Source organism: Rhizobium sp. YTUHZ044 (genome assembly GCF_051123975.1).
Taxonomy (GTDB): domain Bacteria; phylum Pseudomonadota; class Alphaproteobacteria; order Rhizobiales; family Rhizobiaceae; genus Rhizobium.
The window spans coordinates 2,668,485-2,687,484 of sequence record NZ_CP101426.1 but is presented as its reverse complement, the minus strand read 5'-3'; the positions used below and the strand labels follow the sequence as shown (position 1 = coordinate 2,687,484).

Here is a 19,000-nt window from a genome sequence, read left to right as displayed (position 1 = left end):
TATGCTGAAAACATTCGATCTCGTGCTCATCGGCGTCATGACGGCGACTGCCGCCGTCACCTACACGATCAAACATCGCGCCGAATTGAAGCTCGAGGAGGTTCATCGCCTCGAAGCCGAGATCAAGCTCGAGAAGGACACGATCGATCTTCTCAAGGCCGATTGGGCGCTGCAATCGCAGCCGAACCGGCTGGAGCGGCTGGTCAATGCCTACAATGCGGAATTGCAGCTGCAGCCGACGGATTCGACGGCACTCGTGCATGCCAAGGAATTGCCGATGCTGAAATCCGCGGTTCCGGTACCCGACGTAACGGAGGCCAAAGCCGATGCCAAGGGTGCGACGGTCGCCAGCGCCAAAGGCGCGACCGGCAAAGCGCAGCCCGTGCCGATGCCCGCGCCACGCGGCGCGGCACAGCAGCGCGACGCGGCCGAGCAGCGTGGAGTGGTGGCGGATGAAGCAGACGAGATCGAAACGGGGTCGGTGGAATAATGTCGTTTCTTTCCCGCATCATGGTCCTGAAGAGCCAGGCGCATTTCTCCGCCGGCGTCTATAACCGCTTCGGCGGCCCTTCTGCCGGCGTCGCCATCGAGGGGTCGCGCAAGAAGAAGACGGGGCAGGCAAAAAGCCGCGTCGGGCTGCTGATCCTTGGCTTCATGGGTGTCTATGTCGTCATCGGCGGCCGTCTGGTCGAATATGCCATGAAGGATCAGGAGGTCGTCTCCAGCATCCTGCCGCCCGACCGGCTTATGGCCTCGCGGCCCGACATTCTCGATCGCAATGGCGAGGTGCTGGCGACCGACATCCGCACGGTCTCGCTGTTTGCCGAGCCGAACAAGATCGTTGACGTCGATGAGGCGGTCGAGAAGCTTGCAACTGTTCTGCCGGAGCTCGACGTCAGGGACACCTACAAGAAACTTTCGGTCAAGAGCTCGCATTTCGCCTGGCTGCGCCGGCAGCTGACGCCGAAGCAGCAGAGCCAGATCCTGGCGCTCGGCATTCCCGGCATCGGCTTTCGGCCGGAGAAGCGCCGCTTCTATCCCGGCGGCTCGACCGCGGCGCACATCCTCGGCTATGTCAACATCGACAACCGCGGCGTGGCCGGCATGGAGAAATTTATCGACGACCAGGGGCTCGCCGATCTCGCCTCGGTCGGCATGACGAGCGACCAGCCGCTGGAGCCGGTGCGGCTGTCGATCGACCTGCGCGTGCAGAACATCGTTCGCGATGCCGTCGTCAACGCCGTCAACAATTTCCAGTCCAAGGGGGCCGGCGCGGCTGTTATCGACGTGCACACCGGGGAAGTGCTCGGCATGGCATCGGCACCCGACTTCGATCCGAACAATCCGCAGGAGGGCGCCAAGGAAGGCTGGCTCAACCGGATGACGAACGGCACCTTCGAAATGGGGTCGACCTTCAAGACCTTCTCGCTGGCGATGGCGCTCGACAGCGGCAAGGTGAAGATGTCCGACACGTTCGACGCCAGCAAGCCGATCTATATCGGCGGCTTCACCATCCATGACTTTCACGGACAGCGGCGCTGGCTGACCGTTCCCGAAATCTTCCAGTATTCATCGAATATCGGCACGGCGCGCGTCATCGACCTCGTCGGCATCGACGCGCAGAAGGACTATCTGACCAAATTCGGCTTGCTGACGAAGATGCAGACCGAACTGCCGGAAGTGAAGATGCCGAGCCAGCCGCGCGTCTGGAAGAAGATCAATTCGATCACGATTTCCTTCGGCCACGGCGTCTCGACGACCGCGCTGCAGACGGGCGTGGCGGCTGCCGCCCTTGTCAACGGCGGCAAGCTGATCGAGCCGACATTCCTGCCGCGCACCCGCGAACAGGCTGACCAGGTCGCCAAGCAGGTCCTCAAGAAGTCGACCAGCGATGAGATCCGCTATCTTCTCGATTTCAACGGTTACAAAGGGTCGGGACGCGTCGCCCGTGTTCCGGGCTTTGCCGTCGGCAGCAAGACCGGTACGGCGGACAAGGTGGTGAACGGGCGTTATTCCGCGACGCTCAACTTCAACTCATTCATCTCCGCCTTCCCGATCGACAATCCCCAATATGTGGTCATCACCTTCTGCGACGAGCCGAAAACAGGCGAGAAGCAATATGGTGGAACGATCTCCGCCGGTACTGCCGGCCCGATCGCTCGTGAGATCATCCGCCGCGCGGCTCCCATTCTCGGCATCGAGCCGAAATTTGGGGAGGGCGGTTCGGCCTTGCTGGTGTCTTATTGAGTGTGAATGAATACCGACGCCGATTCGCGAGGGGTGAACCGGCTTCAAGAGAGAAAAGTGCGTTCGATGAAATTGCGAGACCTGGCCGGAGATCAGTTTCCGGAACTTGAAGCACAACTGGAAGGCCCGGCAGGCTTGCTTGATATCTCAGGCCTGTCTTCGGACAGCCGCAAGGTGGAACCGGGCAACGCTTTTGTCGCGGTCGCCGGCACCAAGGCGGATGGCGCGGGCTTCATCACGGATGCCGCCGGCCGTGGGGCCGCCGTCGCGATCACCTCCCAGGCTGTCGATGCTCCCATCCCGGTGCTTGCGGTCAAGGAGCCGCGCCGCTTCCTTTCCATTGCCGCCTCCCGCTTTTACGGCAGGCAGCCCGAGACCATGGTCGCCGTCACCGGCACGGCCGGCAAGACTTCCGTCGCCTCTTTCACCCGCCAGATCTGGGCACATGCCGGCCAGGCAGCCGCGATGATCGGCACAACAGGTGTCGTTTCGCCGACGCGCAATGAATATGGCGCACTGACGACGCCGGATCCGGTGTCGCTGCACAAACTGCTGGCGGAGCTCGCCGACGAGGGTGTTACGCATGCCTCGATGGAGGCTTCCAGCCACGGCCTCGACCAATGCCGTCTCGACGGCGTCAGGCTCGCCGCCGCAGCCTTCACCAATCTCGGCCGCGATCACATGGATTATCATCCGACGATCGAGGCCTACATGGCCGCCAAGATGCGGCTTTTCGATACGCTGCTGCCCAAGGGTGCCCCGGCCGTCGTCTTCGCGGACGATCCGTGGTCTGCTCAGGCCATCAAGGCGGCTGCCGATGCGGGTCACGATGTCCGCACCGTCGGGCGCAAGGGGCAATATCTGTCATTGAAACGCGTCGAGCATTTTCGCCACAAGCAGACGGCAGAGATCCATATCGGCGACGAGATCTTCGAGGTGGATATTCCGCTGGCCGGCGATTTCCAGGTCGCCAACGCGCTGGTTGCGGCAGGACTTGCCATGTCCACGGGAGTCGAACCGAAGGTCGCGATGGCGGCGCTCGAGAAACTGGTGGGCGCGTCCGGCCGCCTCGAACTGGTCGGCCATACCAAAAATGGCGCACTCGCTTATGTCGATTATGCCCACAAGCCGGATGCGTTGGAAAATGTGCTGAATTCGGTGAGGCCATTCACCACCGGCCGTGTCGTCGTCGTCTTCGGCTGCGGCGGCGATCGCGACCGCGGCAAGCGGCCGATCATGGGTGAAATCGCCTGCCGCCTTGCCGATGTCGTCATCGTCACCGACGACAATCCGCGTTCGGAGGAGCCGGCTTCGATCCGGGCCGAGATCATGGCGGCAGCAGGTTGCGCCTCCGAGATCGGCGATCGCGCCGCGGCTATCCGCGAGGCGGTCGGCATGCTGAAAACCGGCGATACGCTGATCGTTGCCGGCAAGGGGCACGAGGAGGGGCAGACGATTGGGAGCGTCACACTGCCGTTCTCCGACCACGCGGAGGTGCGCAAGGCCTTGGAGGAACTGCAATCTTGAGCTGGCTCTGGACGACCGAAGACATGATCGCAGCGATGGCGGGGCGCCCCTTCGGCACGCTGCCCGAAGGCATCACCGGCATTTCCATCGACAGCCGCTCGATTAGATCAGGCGAAGCCTTCTTCGCGATCAAGGGCGACCGCGTCGACGGTCACGATTATGCTTCGATGGCAATGGCGAACGGGGCTTCGCTGCTGGTCGTCAGCGAGGCGAGGCTTCCCGCGATGGGTCGCCTGACGGTGCCGATGATTGTCGTCGACGACGTGCTCGCCGCACTCGGCCGCCTGGGAAAGGCTTCCCGCGAGCGCTCGCGGGCAAAGATCATCGCCGTCACCGGTTCTGTCGGCAAGACAACCACCAAGGAGATGCTGCGGCACGTGCTGTCGCCGTCGGGCAAGGTGCACGCCTCCGTCGCCTCCTTCAACAATCACTGGGGCGTGCCGCTGACGCTGGCGCGCATGCCTGATGATACGGATTACGGCGTCTTCGAGGTCGGCATGAACCATCCGGGTGAGATCCGGCCGCTGGTGGCGATGATCCGCCCCGATGTCGCGGTCATCACGACGATCGCGCCGGCCCATCTCGGCAATTTCAAGAGCATCAAGGAGATTGCTGCCGCTAAAGCGGAGATCTTCGAGGGGCTCGAGCCCGGCGGCCATGTCGTGCTCAACCGCGACAATGACCAGTTCAATTTCCTTGATCGAACGGCGCAGTCGCTCGGCATCGAGCATATTCATTCCTTCGGCCAACATGCCAAGGCGGAATTCCGGCTCGCGGGATTCAACGGCTCGGACGAGAATTCGACGTTGTGGCTGACGATCGGCGGCGAGACGCTGGAGGTCGCGATCGGTGCGCCGGGCCGCCATATCGCCGAAAATGCGCTCGCGGCGCTCGGCGTTGTCAGGATCGTCGGCGCCGATATGGAAAAGGCGATCGGGGCGCTTGGGACGCTGCAGCCGGAAAAGGGCAGGGGCAAGCGCCACCGGCTGTCGATCGGCAGCGGCAGCTTCACGCTGATCGACGAGAGCTATAACGCCAATCCCGCTTCGATGCGCGCGGCGATCGCACTGCTGGCGGCCTCCGAGCCGACCGGCCGCGGACGCCGTATCGCCGTGCTCGGCGACATGCTCGAGATGGGCGAGTATGCTCAGAAGGTCCATAGCGATCTCGCCGTGCCGCTACTTGCGGCCGGCATCGAACATGTCTGGCTCGCAGGAGCAGAGATGGTGGCGCTGAAGGAATCGCTGCCGGAAAGCGTCCAGGTCGAATATAGCGAGAGGACGGACGAATTGGCGAAATATGTATTGAACTCGGTCGCACCGGGCGACGTGTTGATGGTGAAATCGTCTCTGGGCATCGGTTTCGGCAAGATCGTCGCCGCGCTCCTTGACAAGTTCCCAGCATTTGCCGACACGCAACGCGAACTTTGATCGGGTAAACAAGGGGCCCTGAATGCTGATCTGGCTTGTCGAACTGTCGGAATATTTCAAATTTCTGAATCTGTTCAGATATATCACTTTCCGCACAGGGGCCGCTCTCTTCACCTCCGCATTGATTGTTTTCCTGTTCGGGCCGACGATCATCAATTCGCTGCGCATCCGGCAGGGCAAGGGGCAACCGATCCGCGCGGACGGGCCGCAGACGCATTTCAAGAAGGCCGGCACGCCGACCATGGGCGGGCTGATGATCCTGGCCGGCATCGTCGGGGCGTCGCTGCTCTGGGCCGATCTTTCCAACGTCTATGTCGTCGCCACCTTGCTGGTGACGCTGGGCTTCGGCGCAATCGGCTTCTATGACGATTATCTCAAGGTGACCAAGCAGAGTCACAAAGGCTTTTCCGGCAAGGCGCGTCTCGGCATCGAATTCGTCATCGCCGGCATCGCGGTCTATTTCATGATGCGCACGGCCCTTGCATCGGGGACCGCCGGTTCGACCTTCGGTTCCTCCATCGCTTTTCCCTTCTTCAAGGACTTCCTGATCAATCTCGGCATCATGTTCGTCGTCTTCGGCGGCTTCGTCATCGTCGGCGCCGGCAATGCCGTCAATCTGACCGATGGCCTCGACGGGCTTGCCATCGTGCCAGTCATGATCGCCGCCGCCTCCTTCGGCGTCATCGCCTATCTCGCCGGCAATGTGGTGTTTGCGAACTACCTGCAGATCAATTTCGTGCCCGGCACCGGTGAGCTCGCCGTCGTGCTCGGCGCCGTCATTGGCGCCGGCCTCGGCTTCCTCTGGTTCAACGCGCCGCCGGCCGCCATCTTCATGGGCGATACCGGCTCGCTTGCGCTCGGCGGCACGATCGGCACCGTTGCCGTCGCCACCAAGCATGAGATCGTGATGGCGATAATCGGCGGCCTCTTCGTCATTGAGACGCTGTCGGTCATCATCCAGGTCGGCTTCTTCAAGATGACCGGCCGGCGCGTCTTCCTGATGGCGCCGATCCATCATCATTTCGAGAAGAAGGGCTGGACCGAGAGCCAGGTGGTGATCCGCTTCTGGATCATCGCCGTCGGCCTGGCCCTGCTCGGCCTTTCGACGCTGAAGCTCCGGTGAGGCGGCGATGATCCCCGCCACGACGCTCAAGGACAAGAAGGTCGCGCTCTTCGGGCTCGGCGGCTCCGGTTTTGCGACTGCTCACGCGCTCGTCGCGGGCGGCGCCGAGGTGACCGCGTGGGACGACAATCCCGACAGCGTCGCCAAGGCTTCGGCGGAAGGCATCCGGACGGAGGATCTGCACGTCATCGACTGGAGCCAGCAGGCGCTGTTCGTGCTGTCCCCCGGCGTGCCGCTCACCCATCCCAAGCCGCACTGGACCGTCGACCTCGCGCGGGCGGCCGGCGTCGACATCGTCGGCGACGTCGAGCTCTTCGTGCGCGAACGCCGCGCCCATGCGCCGGATTGCCCCTTCATCGCCATCACCGGCACCAACGGCAAGTCGACGACGACGGCGCTGATCGCCCACATCCTGAAATCCGCAGGCTACGACACTCAGCTCGGCGGCAATATCGGCACGGCGGTGCTGACGCTCGATCCGCCGAAGGCGGGGCGTTATTTTGTCATCGAATGCTCTTCCTATCAGATCGATCTGGCGCCGACGCTGAACCCCTCCGCGGGCATCCTGCTCAACCTGACGCCCGATCATCTCGACCGCCATGGCACAATGCAGCACTACGCCGACATCAAGGAGCGTCTGGTCGCCGGCAGCGATGTCGCAGTCGTCGGCATCGATGACAGCCATTCGGCGCTGATCGCCGACCGGATCGAGCGGGCAGGTGTCAAGGTGGTCCGGATTTCGCGCCGCAACGTGGTGGCTGAGGGCATCTATGCCGAGGGCACTACGCTCGTTAAGGCCGGCGGCGGCGCCATGCTGCCCTTTGCGGAGATCGACGGCATTCAGACGCTGCGCGGCAGCCACAATGCGCAGAATGCCGCCGCGGCCGTTGCCGCCTGCCTTGCCGTCGGGGTTTCCGCCGACGACATTCGTTCGGGCCTTGCCTCCTTTCCCGGCCTCAAGCACCGTATGCAGCCTGTGGGCAAACGAGGCCGCGTCGTTTTCGTCAACGATTCCAAGGCGACCAATGCCGATGCCGCGGCGCCGGCGCTTTCGAGCTATGATCGCATCTACTGGATCGCCGGCGGCCTGCCGAAGGCTGGCGGCATCACGACGCTCGTGCCCTATTTCCCGCGCATCGCCAAGGCCTATCTGATCGGCGAGGCGGCAGCGGAGTTCGCCGCCACACTCGGCGAGGCCGTGCCCTACGAGATCTCCGGCACGCTGGAGCGCGCAGTCGCACATGCGGCGGCCGATGCGGAGCGCGACGAAGCTGCTGCTTCCGCCGTGATGTTATCCCCGGCTTGCGCAAGCTTCGACCAGTATAAGAACTTCGAAGTCAGGGGCGATGCCTTCGTCAGCCATGTGGCCGCCCTTGACGGAATGACGATGCTGATCGGTCCGGCAACAGGAGAGAGATGACATGGTAAGCCGCGCGGAACGTGGGCCTCTGGCCGATTGGTTCTGGACCATCGACCGCTTCTTCCTGGCGATGTTCATATTCCTGATGGGCATCGGGTTCATGCTGTCGTTTGCGGCATCTCCAGCTGTTGCCGAGCGCATCGGGCTCGAACCCTTCCATTTCGTCAAGCGTCATGCGGCCTTCATGATCCCGTCGATCGCCGTCATGCTCGGGCTGTCGTTCCTGACGCCGCGCCAGGTGCGGCGAACCGCGATCCTGCTCCTGATCATTTCGCTCGCCATGATGGTGCTGGTTCTCTTCGTCGGCCAGGAGGTCAAGGGCGGCAGGCGCTGGATCTGGATCGCCGGCCTTTCAATCCAGCCGTCGGAATTCATGAAGCCCGCTTTCGTCGTCGTCTGCGCCTGGCTGTTTGCCGAGCATGCGCGTCAGCCTGAAATCCCCGGCAATCTCTTTGCCATCATTCTGTTCGGCATCGTTGCGGCGCTGCTGGTCGCGCAGCCCGACCTCGGTCAAACCATCCTGACGACCGCCGTCTGGGGTGGCATGTTCTTCATGGCCGGCATGCCGTGGATCTGGATCATGCTGCTCGGCATCGGCGGCGCCGGCGGTCTGCTCAGCGCCTACTACGTCTTTCCGCACGTTGCGCTGCGCATAGACAAGTTCATGACCGGCGAAGGTGACACGTTCCAGATCGACACGGCGCGTGAGGCGATCATCCGCGGCAGCTGGTTCGGTCAGGGGCCGGGCGAAGGCATCGTCAAGCGTATTATCCCGGATGCGCATACCGACTTCATCTTCTCGGTCGCGGCCGAGGAATTCGGCATCGTCTTCTGCATGGCGCTCGTTGCGCTGTTTTCCGCGCTGGTGCTGCGCGGCCTCTCGCATGCCTATCGCGAGCGCAATGATTTCAACCGCTTTGCCGTCGCTGGCCTCGTGCTGCAGATGGGCATTCAGTCGATTATCAACATCGGCGTCAATCTTGAACTGCTGCCGGCGAAGGGGATGACGCTGCCGCTGATTTCCTACGGCGGCTCGTCCATGGTGGCGATCTGCGTCACCGCCGGCTTCATTCTGGCGCTGACGCGCCACCGCCCGGAAAAACGTGCGCAGGACCGGAGCCTCTTCCGCGTCCCGCACGGCATGCCCGCGGAGTAAGAGGTCATGAGCAAAGGCATCGTGCTGCTTGCCGCCGGGGGGACCGGCGGCCATGTGTTCCCGGCGGAGGCGCTGGCCTTCAAGCTGAGGGAGCGTGGTTATTCGGTGCATCTCGTCACTGACAGCCGGGCCGAACGCTACGCCGGCAAGTTCCCGGCCGAGGAGATCCATGTCGTGCCGTCGGCGACGATCGGCTCGAAGAACCCCGTTGCCGTCGCCCGCTCGCTGTGGACACTGTGGAGCGGCATTCGAGCGGCAAAAAGGCTGATCCAGCGGCTGAAGCCGGTGATTGTTGTCGGCTTCGGCGGTTACCCCACCGTGCCGCCGCTGCTGGCCGCGACGCGGCTCGGTGTCGCCTCGATGCTGCATGAGCAGAATGCGGTCATGGGCCGCGCCAACAAGGCGCTGGCGCCGCGCGTCAGGGCGATTGCCGGCGGCTTTCTGCCGGAAAGTGGCGATGCTTTTGCCGATAAGACGGTTGCAACAGGCAATCCCGTGCGCCCGGCAATTCTTGCCGCAGCCGAGCAGCCTTACACGCCGTCGCATCCCGGTGAGCCCTTCAATCTCGTCGTTTTCGGCGGCAGCCAGGGCGCGCAGTATTTTTCCAAGGCCATGCCGACGGCGATCAGCCTTCTCGATGACGGTCTGCGCACACGGCTCAGGGTGACGCAGCAGGTGCGCCCTGAGGATTTGGAAATGGTCAGCGGCTGTGTCGCCAAGCTGGAGATGGGAGCCGACATCGCGCCATTTTTCAACGATATGGCGGAACGCCTTGCACAGGCACATCTGGTGATCTGCCGCTCCGGCGCTTCGACGGTTTCGGAGATCTCCGTCATCGGACGCCCGGCCATTCTCGTGCCCTATCCGCATGCGCTCGACCATGATCAGGCGGCGAACGCCGCAGCACTGGCTGCGACCGGGGGGGCGAAGGTGATCTCTCAGTCTGAGCTTTCACCTGAGCGTATCGCCTCTATACTGAGCCATGTGATGAACGATCCGGACAAGCTTTCGCAGATGGCGGCGGCGGCCAAGCTCGCCGGGAAACCGAATGCGGCGAACTTGCTTGCCGACATGGTTGAGGCTATTGCCGCCGGCAAGACAGTCTCAGAATTCAAGAGGACACGCGCATGAAACTGCCGAAGGCGATCGGTCTCGTCCATTTTATCGGCATTGGCGGCATCGGCATGAGCGGCATTGCCGAAGTGCTGCACAATCTCGGGCACAAGGTGCAGGGATCGGATCAATCCGACAGCGCCAATGTGCAGCGACTGCGCGACAAAGGCATTGAGGTATTCGTCGGCCATCGCGCCGAAAATCTCGGTGATGCCGAAGTTGTGGTCGTTTCGACGGCGATCAAGAAGACCAATCCGGAACTTATCGCCGCGCGTGAAAAGCTGCTGCCGGTGGTACGCCGCGCCGAAATGCTCGCCGAGCTGATGCGCTTCCGCAATGCGATCGCCATTGGCGGCACCCACGGCAAGACGACGACCACCTCGCTGGTCGCCACCCTGCTCGAAGCCGGCGGGCTCGATCCGACCGTCATCAACGGCGGCATCATCAACGCCTACGGCACCAACGCCCGCATGGGCGAGGGCGAGTGGATGGTGGTCGAGGCCGACGAATCCGACGGCACCTTCCTGAAACTTCCAGCCGATGTCGCCGTCATCACCAATATTGACCCGGAGCACCTCGACCATTATGGCAGTTTCGACGCTGTGCGCGCCGCCTTCCGGCAATTCGTCGAAAACGTGCCGTTCTACGGCTTCGGCGTGATGTGCCTCGACCATCCCGAGGTGCAGGCGTTGGTCGGCCGCATCGAAGACCGCAAGATCATCACCTATGGCGAGAACCCGCAAGCCGACGTGCGTTTCAAGAATGTGCGCATCGACGGCACGCGCTCGATCTTCGACGTCGAGATCCGCCGTCGCCGCACCGGCCAGAGGACCGAGCTCAAGGGGCTGGTCATGCCGATGCCCGGCCGCCACAATATATCGAACGCCACGGCGGCGATCGCGGTCGCCAACCGACTTGGCATCTCGAGTGAAGATATCGCCAAGGGGCTTTCTTCCTTCGGCGGCGTCAAGCGTCGCTTCACGCTGACCGGCGAATGGAACGGGGTGCAGATCTTCGACGACTACGGCCACCATCCGGTGGAGATCAAAGCGGTGCTGAAGGCGGCCCGTGAATCCTGCAAGGGGCGCATCATCGCCGTCCATCAACCGCATCGTTACACGCGTCTCGCGAGCCTGTTCGAGGAATTCGCCGCCTGCTTCAACGACGCCGACAGCATTTTCCTGGCGCCCGTTTATGCGGCAGGCGAGGATGCGATCGAAGGGATCGACTCCATGTCGCTCGTCTCGCGGATTAAATCCGGCGGCCATCGCGACGCCCGCTTCCTCGCTTCGGCGGAGCTTCTGCCGCAAATGGTTGCGGAGGTTGCAAAGCCTGGTGATTTCGTGGTTCTGTTGGGGGCTGGGAGCATCACATCATGGGCGGCAGCACTGCCCAAGCAACTGGAAGGTCTATCGGGAAAGTCCGCATGAAACAGGTGAATGGGGAAAAGCTTCTGGCGTCTCTCGGAGACGGTGTAAAGGATATCCGCGGCCGTATCACGCCGGATGCCCCCATGGATCGCGTCACCTGGTTCAGGGCCGGCGGCCTCGCCGAACTGATGTTCCAGCCGCATGACGTCGACGACCTCATTGCCTTCCTGAAGATATTGCCGGAAGAGGTACCTCTGACGGTGGTCGGCGTCGGCTCCAACATCCTGGTGCGCGACGGCGGCATTCCAGGCGTTGTGCTGCGCCTCTCGGCCAAAGGCTTCGGCTTCGTCGAGCTTGCCGGCGAAAACCGCATCCTCGCCGGCGCCATCTGCCCCGACAAACACGTCGCGGCAATGGCGATGGACAACGGCATCGGCGGCTTCCATTTCTTCTACGGCATTCCGGGCGGTATCGGCGGCGCGGCGCGGATGAATGCCGGCGCCAACGGTGTCGAGACGCGTGAGCGGCTGATCGAGGTTAACGCCGTCGACCGCAAGGGCAACAAGCATGTGCTTTCCAATGCGGAGATGGGTTATTCCTACCGGCATTCAAAGGCACCCGCCGATCTGATCTTCACCTCGGTCCTGTTCGAGGGCTATCCGGAAGATCGCGCCCAGATCCGCGCCGAAATGGACGCTGTGCGCAATCACCGCGAGACGGTGCAGCCGGTGCGTGAGAAAACCGGCGGTTCGACCTTCAAGAACCCGCCCGGCCATTCCGCTTGGAAGCTGATCGACGAAGCCGGCTGCCGCGGCTTGGTGATCGGCGGTGCGCAGATGTCATCGCTTCACTGCAACTTCATGATCAACATGGGCCAGGCGACCGGCTATGATCTCGAATATCTCGGCGAGCAGGTTCGCCGTGAGGTCTTCGAGAAAGACGGCATCAAGCTCGAATGGGAAATCAAGCGCCTCGGCGTCTTCATGCCCGGCCGGGAAGTGCGCCCGTTCCAGGGCGTGACGAGCGAATAGGGCCTACTTCACTGCCAGTTTCAGCCCTTCGCGCGGGGTGACGACGGGCGACCAGCCCAGAACCTCACGCGCCCGGGATATGTCGACCTGTAGCGAACCGCAAAGGCGCTGGTAGACGGCTTCCTTCCCGGCTGCCTTCGCCGCCATGTGCAGCAGCGCAGGCGGGACGGGGACCAGCATCGGCTTGACGCCGAGTCCTGCGGCAACTCCCCTGATGAGCTCAGGCGTCGAGAGGTCCTCGCCATCTCCGGCAAGGAAAGTCTCGCCCGCGGCGGCGGGATGGTCAATGCAGGCGATGATCAGATCGACGAGATTTTGCACCGCGACCAATGTGCGGCGGTTCTTCAGTGAAGCGAAGGGGAGTGGCAGCTTCTTGCGGACAAGATTGACGAGAAGCGCGAAGTTGCCGCGTGCGCCGGGGCCATAGACCAGCGGCGGGCGGATGATGACGACTTCCATGCCGGTGCGTGCCGCGATTTCGCGCAGGCCGATTTCGCATTCCAGCTTCGAAATGCCGTAGGGATCAATCGGCTTCGGTGTGTCGTCGTGCCGGAACGGCCGGTCGTTCTCTTCTCCGTTGACCTTGATGGTGCTGACGAAGACGAATCTCTTCACGCCGGCGCGGGCGGCCTGTTCGGCGAGATTGAGCGCGGCGGCGGTGTTGACCCGGCGGAATTCCGCCAGCGGATCGGCTGCGCGGTCGTCCATGATGTGAACGCGGGCGGCGAGATGGATGATGACGTCGACGCCTTCAAGCGCGGCCTTCCAGTCGGTTCCGTCGGTAATTTCAATCGGAAAATGCGCTACCGCAGACGGAAAGGCAGAGGTCTTGGATCTCGTGGTGGCCACGAGCTTGCAAGTCTTGTCTGTGTGCAGCCGTTTGACAAGCGGACTACCGACGAAGCCGGCAGCGCCGGTGACGAGGCATCGCATGATTTTCTCCCTGCTCACCCATGCGCCTTCGCTAACCGGAAGCGCTATCGGCATCAATAGAAAAGCGGTGACGCCCGCGCGCCGAGGCGCTCTGCATTAATCAATTCGAGACGCCGGCCGCCGCCTCACTGTTGCCGGTATCCGGCTGAGAGATTGCATCCGATTCCCTTGGCTATCTCCATCGCGGGTGAGCGCAATTGGGTATGTCGTTGAACGGCGGGGCTTTTTCACCTCCGCGCAAGTTCATTCCCGGACGGCGATGGGTCGGTCGCACAATGAGCAAATGTTAAAAGGCCGCGAAACTCCGGGCTAACAGTTAACGAAAGTAAACACTTCATTAACCATAATGATGCTCTAATGCATGTGAGGCCCGGCAAAGGCGCGAACGACGTAGACAGCTTCGCGCAAGCGTCGATTTCAAAAGTGGAAGTTATTTTTGGGGGCGTTGATGAGTCGCAAGCATGTTGCTGTCCTGATGGGCGGATTTTCCTCGGAAAGGCCCGTCAGCCTTTCCTCGGGAAAGGCTTGCGCAGAGGCACTCGAAGCAGAAGGCTTCAAGGTGACCACGATCGATGTCGCCCGCGATATTTCTGAAAAGCTTGCGGCATTGAGGCCCGATGTCGTCTTCAATGCGCTACATGGGCCGTTCGGTGAGGACGGGACCATCCAGGGCATCCTAGAATATCTGGAGATCCCCTACACGCATTCAGGTGTGCTTGCCTCGGCGCTCGCAATGGATAAGGACAAGGCGAAGCGTGTCGCTGCCGCCGCCGGCATCCCTGTCGCCGAATCGCAGGTGATCAACCGTTTCGCCTTTCCTTCGACGCATCCGATAAAGCCGCCTTATGTGGTGAAGCCTGTGCGCGAGGGCTCGAGCTTCGGCGTCGTGATCGTCAGCGAAGATCAGGCGCATCCGCCGCAGGTCGTCAGTTCGCCCGAATGGCGTTATGGCGAAGAAGTGCTGGTCGAACGCTATGTCTACGGCCGCGAGCTCACCTGCGGCGTCATGGGCGAGACTGCGCTCGGTGTCACGGAGGTGGTGCCGCAGGGACACAATTTTTATGATTACGATTCCAAATATGCTGCGGGCGGTTCAAAACACGTCATCCCGGCGAAAATTTCACCGAATATTTACCAAAAAATACAAACATTGGCCCTAAGGGCGCATCAGGCAATCGGTTGTCGCGGCGTCAGTCGGTCCGACTTTCGTTACGACGATCGTTTCTCCGAAGACGGCGAGATCATCTGGCTGGAGGTCAATACCCAGCCAGGCATGACTCCTACCTCGCTCGTGCCCGAAATGGCCGGTCATGCCGGCTATTCCTTTGGTGAGTTTCTCCGGTGGATGGTGGAGGACGCGTCTTGTTTGCGTTGACGGTCAAAAGGATAGGGCGCCCCAGCCATCATGCCGTGCTTCCGATCGTGGAGGCCGAAGAGCGGTTCGTGCTGCCGCGTCCGCTGCGCCGCGTCACCCGTTTCCTGATCAGTCTCGGCAGCGGCCGCATCTACATTCCGGCCCATACCGGGACGGTGTCGGCGCTTGCCTTCCTGGTTGCGACCGGCCTCTACGGCATGTCGCTCGGCGGTCACACTGAAGCCGTCGCGCAGGCCACGACGACGGCCGCAGGTTTTGCGATCGAGGACGTAAAAGTCTCCGGCAATTCGGAAACCTCCGAAATCGAGATCCTGCAGCTGATCGGTCTCGACGGCACGACCTCGCTGGTCGCGCTCGACGTCGATGCGGCCCGCCGGAAGATCGCGCACCTTCCGTGGGTCGAGAATGTCGAGGTTCGAAAGGTCTATCCGAGGACGATCGAAGTGAAGCTCAAGGAGCGTGAGGCCTATGCGATCTGGCAGCACGGGCAGGAGCTTTCGCTCATCGAGAAGAACGGCAGCGTTATTGCGCCACTGCGTGACAACAAGTTTTCGTCGCTGCCGCTCGTCGTCGGCCGCGACGCCGAGACCGCGGCGGCTTCGCTCGGCGACGCCTTCTCGAAGTGGCCCGACGTGAAGGCCCGCGTGAAGGCCTATGTGTGGATATCGGGCCGTCGTTGGGATCTGCACATGGATAACGGCGTCATCGTCAAGCTGCCGGAAGACGGCATCGATCAGGCGCTGGCGACGCTTTCGAAGTTCGACAGGGAGCATCAGCTCCTGGAGCGGGACATCGCCGCGGTCGATCTGAGATTGCCCGACAGGACCGCGATCCAGCTGACACCGGAAGCGGCGGTCCGCCGGCAGGCGGCGGTAACGGAGCGTACCAAGGAATTGAAGAAGGCGGGGCAGAATATATGAGCTTGTTCGGTTCATCCCATTTCGGATTGCCGCGCCTGAAGCCGCTTTCGTCGAAGCGGTCGCATGTCGTTTCGGTCCTCGACATCGGCTCGACCAAGGTCGTCTGCATGATCGGCCGGCTGACGCCGCGCGAGGAAAGCCAGATCCTGCCGGGCCGCACGCACAATATCGAGATCATCGGTATCGGCCATCAGCGCTCCCGCGGCATCAAGACCGGCGTCATCGCCGATCTCGACGCGTTGGAAGGCGTCATCCGTCTTGCCGTGGATGCGGCGGAGCGGATGGCGGGGCTGACCGTCGAAAGCCTGATCGTCAACCTGACGGCCGGCCGCCTCGGCAGCGACATCTACACCGCGACGATCGACCTCGGCGGCCAGGAAGTCGAACTCAACGATTTGAAGAAGGTGCTGTCGGCCGCTTGTCAGCAGTCGCTGCGCCAGGACCGTTCGGTGCTGCATTCGCTGGCGACCGGCTTCTCGCTCGACGGCGAGCGCGGCATCCGCGACCCGCTGGCAATGTACGGCGATGCGCTCGGCGTCGACATGCATGTCGTGACCGCGGAGCGCTCGGCGCTGAAGAATCTGGAACTCAGCGTCAACCGCGCGCATCTGTCGGTCGAGGGCATTGTGGCGACCCCCTATGCATCCGGTCTTGCGGCTCTCGTCGACGATGAGGTCGAACTCGGCTGCGCGGCGATCGACATGGGCGGCGGCACGACGACGATTTCGGTCTTTGCCGAAGGGAAGCTCGTTCATACCGATGCCGTCGGCCTCGGCGGCCATCATGTCACCACCGACCTGGCGCGCGGCCTTTCGACCCGCATCGAGGATGCAGAGCGGCTGAAGGTCGTGCATGCCTCCGCACTCTTGAATTCCTCCGATGAGCGCGAGCTGATCTCGATCCCGCCAATCGGCGAGGACGATCGCGACCAGCCGTCTCAGGTGCCGCGGGCGCTGGTTTCGCGCATCGTATCGGCCCGAATCGAAGAGACGATGGAACTGATCCGCGACCGGATCCAGCGTTCCGGCTTCAGCCCGATCGTCGGAAAACGCGTCGTGTTGACGGGAGGCGCGAGCCAGCTGACCGGCCTTGCCGAGGTGGCGCGGCGCATTCTGGCCCGCAACGTCCGCATCGGCCGTCCGATGGGCGTCTCGGGACTGCCGACGGCGGCCAAGGGCCCGGCCTTTTCGACGGCCGTCGGCCTGATGATTTATCCGCAGGTCGCGGACATGGAGACACATGCGTCACAGAGCGGTCTGCTCATGTCGCTTGGGGGAAATAACAGCCGCATAGCCCGCATGGGCCAGTGGCTGAAGGAAAGCTTCTGAAATTTGCGTAATTGGCCGGCGTGGCGATGCGGCCAGAGAGAGAAGGAACAGGTACCATGACCATCAAGCTGCAAAAGCCTGACATCACCGAGCTGAAGCCGCGCATCACCGTGTTCGGCGTCGGCGGCGGCGGCGGCAACGCCGTCAACAACATGATCACCGCAGGCCTCCAGGGCGTCGACTTCGTCGTTGCCAACACGGACGCGCAGGCGCTGACGATGACGAAGGCCGAGCGCATCATCCAGCTCGGCGCCAACGTCACCGAAGGCCTCGGCGCCGGCTCGCAGCCGGAAGTCGGCCGTGCGGCCGCCGAAGAGTGCATCGACGAGATCATTGATCACCTGAACGGCACGCATATGTGCTTCGTCACCGCGGGCATGGGCGGCGGCACCGGCACCGGCGCTGCGCCCGTCGTCGCGCAGGCAGCCCGCAACAAGGGCATCCTGACGGTCGGCGTCGTCACCAAGCCGTTCCATTTCGAAGGCGGCCGCCGCATGCGTCTGGCCGAGATGGGCATCCAGGAACTGCAGAAGTCTGTCGACACGCTGATCGTCATTCCGAACCAGAACCTCTTCCGCATCGCCAACGACAAGACGACCTTCGCCGATGCTTTTGCCATGGCCGACCAGGTTCTCTATTCAGGCGTCGCCTGCATCACCGACCTGATGGTCAAGGAAGGCCTCATCAACCTCGACTTCGCCGACGTCCGCTCGGTGATGCGCGAGATGGGCCGCGCGATGATGGGCACCGGCGAAGCCTCCGGCTCCGGCCGCGCACTCCAGGCAGCCGAAGCGGCAATCGCCAACCCGCTGCTCGACGAAACCTCGATGAAGGGTGCGCAGGGCCTGCTGATCTCCATCACGGGCGGTCGCGACCTCACCCTCTTCGAAGTCGACGAAGCTGCGACCCGCATCCGCGAAGAAGTCGATCCGGACGCCAACATCATCCTCGGCGCCACCTTCGACGAATCGCTCGAAGGCATCATTCGCGTCTCGGTGGTCGCGACCGGTATCGACCGGGCGATCAGCGAAGCCGCCGAGCGCAACTTCCAGCCGGCCGCCAGGCCCGCTATCCGTCCCTCCGCGGCTGTTGCTCCGGCAGCGGCCGCAGTTCAGCCTGCCCCGGTGATGCAGGCACCGAAGGCCATCGATCCGATCGCGCAGACCATCCGCCAAGCCGAGATGGAACGTGAGCTCGAAATTTCGGCCCCGCGTGCCGCAGCACCCGTCCAGCAGCCTGCTGCGCAGCAGGAAGTCTTCCGCCCGCAGAGCAAGATCTTCGCGCCTGCACAGGAAGCTCCGCCGATCCGTCCGCAGGTGCAGCAGCAGGCTCCGGCGCCGGTAATGAGCCAGCCGGTGATAAGCCAGCCCGTCCAGCAGCAGCCCATCCAGCAGCAGCCGGTCCGACAGGAGCCGGTTATCCGGCAGGCGGCTGAACCGGTGCGCATGCCGAAGGTCGAGGATTTCCCGCCGGTCGTCCAGGCTGAACTCGACCATCGCACGCAGCCGGCTTCCGCGCATAGCCAGGAAGAGCGCGGCCCGATGGGCCTGCTCAAGCGAATCACCAATTCGCTTGGCCGCCGCGACGATGACGCCGTTGCCGCCGACATGACCGCCGCACCGCCGGCCGCGTCACAGCAGCGCCGTCCGTTGTCGCCGGAAGCAAGCCTCTATGCGCCGCGTCGCGGCAATCTCGACGATCAGGGTCGCGCGGTTCCGCAGGCTCGCATGATGCAGGAAGACGATCAGCTGGAAATTCCGGCATTCCTGCGCCGCCAGTCGAACTGAAATATCGGGGCATCGGCACCGTTCATGCCCGGGATCCAGGTCCCGGGCATTGCTGTTTTTCGGCCGGGAATTCTTGAGCGATATCAACCGTGTGACTTCGTAACAAAACGAAAGAAACAGTGATTTGGATTGGAGCGCCGGCGCACGTAAATATGGCGCAAGAAAACTGCGCTGGGAGTCGTCTGGACGAGACTGTTTCTGCAGAAGGAATGATAACCGCGCCGTGGGACAAGCCGCTGG

The 19,000-nt window shown here is 62.8% G+C and carries 15 protein-coding genes; 14 read left to right on the top strand and 1 reads right to left on the bottom strand.

Annotated features, from left to right (window positions below; all coding sequences use genetic code 11):
* The first annotated feature begins 1 nt into the window (after position 1).
* The 10 genes from ftsL to murB are packed head-to-tail and all read left to right on the top strand — an operon-like array spanning position 2 to position 12,417.
* The gene (ftsL, locus tag NL154_RS13415; protein WP_210630611.1) at positions 2–490 is read left to right on the top strand and encodes a cell division protein FtsL; all 489 of its coding nucleotides are present in this window, start codon (positions 2–4) and stop codon (positions 488–490) included.
* A complete protein-coding gene (locus tag NL154_RS13410; protein WP_221122657.1) occupies positions 490–2,247 on the top strand; it encodes a peptidoglycan D,D-transpeptidase FtsI family protein in 1,758 nt (585 codons plus the stop codon). The genes ftsL and NL154_RS13410 overlap by 1 nt, the downstream gene beginning before the upstream one ends.
* A gap of 6 nt (positions 2,248–2,253) precedes the next feature.
* Positions 2,254–3,774, top strand: coding sequence for a UDP-N-acetylmuramoyl-L-alanyl-D-glutamate--2,6-diaminopimelate ligase (locus tag NL154_RS13405; protein WP_434732808.1), 1,521 nt, complete (start codon positions 2,254–2,256; stop codon positions 3,772–3,774).
* Positions 3,771–5,204 carry a UDP-N-acetylmuramoylalanyl-D-glutamyl-2,6-diaminopimelate--D-alanyl-D-alanine ligase gene (locus NL154_RS13400; protein ID WP_434732807.1) on the top strand — a complete coding sequence of 478 codons (1,434 nt, stop codon included), beginning with the start codon at positions 3,771–3,773 and terminating at the stop codon, positions 5,202–5,204. The genes NL154_RS13405 and NL154_RS13400 overlap by 4 nt, the downstream gene beginning before the upstream one ends.
* A gap of 22 nt (positions 5,205–5,226) precedes the next feature.
* Positions 5,227–6,327, top strand: coding sequence for a phospho-N-acetylmuramoyl-pentapeptide-transferase (gene mraY / locus NL154_RS13395; protein WP_210630615.1), 1,101 nt, complete (start codon positions 5,227–5,229; stop codon positions 6,325–6,327).
* A 7-nt stretch (positions 6,328–6,334) separates the two neighbouring features.
* A complete protein-coding gene (murD, locus tag NL154_RS13390) occupies positions 6,335–7,747 on the top strand; it encodes a UDP-N-acetylmuramoyl-L-alanine--D-glutamate ligase (protein ID WP_210630616.1) in 1,413 nt (470 codons plus the stop codon).
* 1 nt (position 7,748) lies between these two features.
* A complete protein-coding gene (ftsW, locus tag NL154_RS13385) occupies positions 7,749–8,903 on the top strand; it encodes a putative lipid II flippase FtsW (RefSeq protein WP_184459238.1) in 1,155 nt (384 codons plus the stop codon).
* A gap of 6 nt (positions 8,904–8,909) precedes the next feature.
* A complete protein-coding gene (gene murG / locus NL154_RS13380) occupies positions 8,910–10,034 on the top strand; it encodes an undecaprenyldiphospho-muramoylpentapeptide beta-N-acetylglucosaminyltransferase (protein ID WP_434732806.1) in 1,125 nt (374 codons plus the stop codon).
* Positions 10,031–11,446 (top strand): UDP-N-acetylmuramate--L-alanine ligase, encoded by a 1,416-nt coding sequence (gene murC / locus NL154_RS13375; protein WP_210630618.1) that lies wholly within the window; start codon positions 10,031–10,033, stop codon positions 11,444–11,446. Before murG ends, murC begins: the two co-directional genes overlap by 4 nt.
* Positions 11,443–12,417 carry a UDP-N-acetylmuramate dehydrogenase gene (murB, locus tag NL154_RS13370; protein ID WP_064810823.1) on the top strand — a complete coding sequence of 325 codons (975 nt, stop codon included), beginning with the start codon at positions 11,443–11,445 and terminating at the stop codon, positions 12,415–12,417. Before murC ends, murB begins: the two co-directional genes overlap by 4 nt.
* A 3-nt stretch (positions 12,418–12,420) precedes the next feature.
* On the opposite strand, the gene NL154_RS13365 is transcribed toward murB, so the two are convergent.
* Entirely contained in the window at positions 12,421–13,350 is a 930-nt protein-coding gene (locus NL154_RS13365; protein WP_221153419.1) for a UDP-glucose 4-epimerase family protein, read from the bottom strand.
* Between the two features lie 448 nt (positions 13,351–13,798).
* On the opposite strand from NL154_RS13365, the gene NL154_RS13360 reads away from it, so the two are divergent.
* The 4 genes from NL154_RS13360 to ftsZ are packed head-to-tail and all read left to right on the top strand — an operon-like array spanning position 13,799 to position 18,760.
* Positions 13,799–14,725 (top strand): D-alanine--D-alanine ligase, encoded by a 927-nt coding sequence (locus NL154_RS13360; RefSeq protein WP_434732805.1) that lies wholly within the window; start codon positions 13,799–13,801, stop codon positions 14,723–14,725.
* Entirely contained in the window at positions 14,713–15,645 is a 933-nt protein-coding gene (locus NL154_RS13355) for a cell division protein FtsQ/DivIB (RefSeq protein ID WP_210630621.1), read from the top strand. The genes NL154_RS13360 and NL154_RS13355 overlap by 13 nt, the downstream gene beginning before the upstream one ends.
* On the top strand, positions 15,642–16,973 hold the full coding sequence (ftsA, locus tag NL154_RS13350) for a cell division protein FtsA (RefSeq protein WP_064803798.1): 1,332 nt from the start codon (positions 15,642–15,644) through the stop codon (positions 16,971–16,973). The genes NL154_RS13355 and ftsA overlap by 4 nt, the downstream gene beginning before the upstream one ends.
* 56 nt (positions 16,974–17,029) lie before the next feature.
* Entirely contained in the window at positions 17,030–18,760 is a 1,731-nt protein-coding gene (gene ftsZ / locus NL154_RS13345) for a cell division protein FtsZ (protein ID WP_434732804.1), read from the top strand.
* Positions 18,761–19,000 lie beyond the last annotated feature (240 nt).